This is a genomic window from Streptococcus sp. UBA632, assembly GCF_002300045.1.
Classification (GTDB): domain Bacteria; phylum Bacillota; class Bacilli; order Lactobacillales; family Streptococcaceae; genus Streptococcus; species Streptococcus alactolyticus.
This window is the reverse complement of the sequence record NZ_DBPA01000051.1, coordinates 472-4,135: the sequence shown is the minus strand read 5'-3', so window position 1 is coordinate 4,135 and position 3,664 is coordinate 472. Positions and strand designations below refer to the sequence as shown.

The window sequence follows — 3,664 nt, the reverse complement described above, 5'->3', positions numbered from 1 at the left end:
TGTCCAAAAGTGGCTTGATTGAGCATTTTTAGGTAGTCGTGCGCAATCGGACGGTCAGTGTATTCAGGTTTGCCGTCAAATTGGTCATTGTCTTTTAGCACCTCGTCTTTACCAATCAAGTTAATGACATCAAAGCGGAAACATGTCACGCCTTTGTCACGCCAAAAATTTACCACCTTAAACAACTCTTTGCGCACATGAGGGTTGCGCCAATTCAAATCTGCTTGGGTCACATCAAACAAATGCAGGTAATATTTGCCCGTGTCCCCAAAAGGCGCCCAGGCATTGCCGCCGAATTTAGAGGCCCAGTTGGTCGGCTGATCCCGCAAGATAAAGAAATCTTGGTAATAGCGATCTCCCGCCAAAGCTTTTTGAAACCACTCATGATCCGTCGAACAATGATTCAACACCATATCTAGCATAATATCAATACCGTATGCCTTGCCTTTTTGAACCAAATCTTCAAAATCAGCCATGCTACCAAACAAGGGATTGACCGCGGTGTAATCTGAAATATCATATCCATTGTCACGCTGAGGGCTTGGATAGAAAGGGTTGAGCCAAATGACATCAACACCCAATTCTTCTAAATAAGGCAATTTGCTTATAATCCCGCGCAAATCGCCGACACCATTGCCTGTCGTGTCCTTATACGATTTTGGATAAATCTGATAAACGACTTTTTTCTTATCAAATACCACTTTTTGCTCCTTTATCACAATTTACTTGCTGTGAAAATCGTTTCCCCATGCGCAATATCACATGGTAATGCTCTTGTCACGTCTGTTTGGAAATCGTTTTGATTGGTTACAATGACAGGCGTTGTAACAGGGTAACCTGCTTCTTGAATCGTTTGAATGTCAAAACGAATTAAGACATCACCTGCCAACACTCAGTCACCTTGTTTCACTTCTGCCGTAAACCCTTTACCATCAAGGCTAACCGTATCCATCCCAATATGCATCAACAATTCTATGCCTTCGTCTGAAATCAGCCCCACCGCGTGTTTGCTTGGGAATAAAACAGACACTACACCGTCAATTGGGGCAACCAATTCCCCTTTGTCAGGTTCAATCACGATACCTTGCCCCATGACACCTTGAGAGAAGACAGGGTCTGGTGATTCGCTCAAGGGTTTTGCCACTCCTGAAAGTGGGCTTTTTACTGTAACAACTGTTCCAGCAGGTGCTTCAGCATCTTTTTTCGCTTCAATAACGGCTTGAACTTGCGATTGTTCGCTGGCTTTCAAATCATCTTCTGTCTTGGTCAAGAAACCTATTTTTCGGAATACCAAGCTCAAGACAAACGGTACCACGACGGCAATAACCATATTGATGGCAAATAAGCTCATGTATTTGGCTTGAATAGATAAAATCCCTGGAAGTCCACCAATACCAATGGCGTTGGCTGTAATGTTAAAGCTTGTACAAAATAGTCCTGCAATACCTGAACCAATCATACCCGCCACAAATGGATAAATGTATTTCAAGCTGACCCCAAAAAGAGCTGGTTCCGTAACACCAAGATAAGCTGAAATAGCTGCTGGTAAGGAAATCTGCGCCTCACGTTCGTCATGACGATTCATCACATAAAAAGCCAAAACTGCTGAACCCTGTGCAATATTTGATAAGGCAATCATTGGCCAAAGCCCTGTGCCACCAGCATCCGCAATCAATTGGGTATCGATAGCGTTGGTCATGTGGTGCAAGCCTGTGATAACGAGTGGGGCATAAAGAGCACCAAAAATTGCTCCAAAGAGCCACTTCACAGGACCTGTCAAACCAGCAAGCACAACAGCTGAAATGCCTTTACCGATGGTCCAACCAACTGGCCCAAGTACTGTATGCGCCAAAATCAAAGCTGGAATCAAAGATAGAAAAGGCTCAAAAATCATAGAAACCACTTCTGGAATGTGTTTGCGCCAGAAACGTTCTAGATAAGCCAGAGCCAAACCTGCCAAAAGCGCTGGAATGACTTGAGCTTGATAACCAATCATACGAACGGTGAAAAAACCAAAATCCCAAGTCCAGATAGCGGCAATATCTGCCGCTGAGGTACTAGCCACACTGTACGCATTTAGCAATTGATTTGGTGAAATCAAACAAATTCCAAGGATAATCCCTAAAATTTGACTGGTTCCCATTTTCCGTGTGACCGACCATACAATCCCCACTGGTAAATAGTGGAAGATAGCCTCACCTGGTAACCACAAGAAAGCATTCACACCTGACCAAAATTGAGAGACTTCAACAATGGTTTTGCCATTTAGGGCTGACCACTGCACCCCTTCTAGGATATTTCGAAAACCTAAAATCAAACCACCAACGATAATCGCTGGAATAATTGGCGTGAAAATCTCTGCCATCATGGCCAAGGCACACTGAAGCCAATTTTGATTGCGTTGCGCTGCTGATTTAGCCGCTTCTTTTGAAACACCTTCAATACCAGAAATCGCTGTAAAATCATTATAAAAAATAGGAACGTCATTTCCAATAATCGCTTGAAATTGACCTGCATTGGTAAAGGTTCCCTTAACAGCAGGGATAGCTTCTAAACGCTTGACATCTGCCTTGCTGTCATCATTTAAAACAAAACGCATCCGAGTAGCACAATGTGTCACTGCCGCAATATTATCCTTCCCGCCGATTGCTTCTAGCATCTCGCGAGCTTCTTTTTCAAATTTTCCCATATCTCCTCGGTAAAACCGACTCCTTCGTTAGTCTATAAATAGTCGCTAGCTTTATTTACAAGGTTGTTGTAATCGTTTTCGGTATTGTATGCAAGTTGTTTGCTTCAAAAAAACCTAAAAATCCCTTGAAAAAAGATAAGTTGTATGGTATTTTAAAAACAAATCTATAAAACTGAGGAGTTTTTCCTAAAGAGCACATGAAAAAATACGAATATATTTTTAAAAAACTCGAACATGATATTAACGCTGGGGTCTATCAAGCTGGGGACTACCTTCCCACTGAAAATGAGTTGACCAAAACCTACCAAGTAAGCCGCGACACCATTCGTAAGGCTTTGGGGCTTTTGGCTGAAGCTGGACTTATCAAGAAAATCCATGGATCAGGCTCCCAAGTGGTCAAAAATGATCCCATTGACTTTCCAGTGTCCAAACTAACCAGCTACAAAGAATTGGTGGATGCCCATCACATCACTTCTAAAACCAATGTTATCAGTATTGATAAACTGATTGTCGATGACACACTGGCTGCTCTCACAGGGTTTCAAAAAAATCACTTGGTTTGGCGGGTCATTCGCCAACGTGTGGTTGACGAGGTTGCTTCGGTGCTTGATATCGATTATTTAGACAAATCTCTCGTGCCTGACATGACACGAGAGATTGCTGAGGTGTCTATTTACGCTTATTTGGAAAAGCAACTGCACCTCAGCATTGCTTATGCGCAAAAAGAAATCACCATTGACCAGCTGACAGACCGTGATAAGCTCTTGCTAGATATTGGTCCTGAACACCATGTTGTGTCCGTCAAATCCAAGGTCTATCTGGCGGACAAGCGCCAATTTCAATTCACCGAAAGCAGACACAAGCTGGAGAAATTCCGTTTTGTTGATTTTGCCACACGGCACCACTGATTTCTTAAAAAGAGCAGCAAAAAAGTAGCAAATAACCCTGAAGTTGATCTGACCCCAAAAAGTTGGA

General features: G+C 42.8%; 2 protein-coding genes and 1 pseudogene. 1 reads left to right on the top strand and 2 read right to left on the bottom strand.

What is annotated here, in order from left to right; translation table 11 throughout:
- Both B3473_RS06180 and treP read right to left on the bottom strand, forming a co-directional pair.
- Window positions 1-701: alpha-amylase family glycosyl hydrolase (locus B3473_RS06180; protein WP_414717675.1), on the bottom strand; the 701-nt coding region annotated here is incomplete at its 3' end.
- A gap of 14 nt (window positions 702-715) precedes the next feature.
- Window positions 716-2,689 (bottom strand): annotated as a pseudogene (gene treP, locus B3473_RS06175) (PTS system trehalose-specific EIIBC component).
- Between the two features lie 197 nt (window positions 2,690-2,886).
- On the opposite strand from treP, the gene treR reads away from it, so the two are divergent.
- Entirely contained in the window at window positions 2,887-3,597 is a 711-nt protein-coding gene (gene treR, locus B3473_RS06170; protein WP_154454352.1) for a trehalose operon repressor, read from the top strand.
- The last annotated feature ends 67 nt before the right edge of the window (window positions 3,598-3,664 follow it).

Bases quoted from the DNA above. Each gene is read 5' to 3' on its own strand.
- treR (WP_154454352.1), top strand. From the start codon at position 2,887: ATGAAAAAATACGAATATATTTTTAAAAAACTCGAACATGATATTAAC.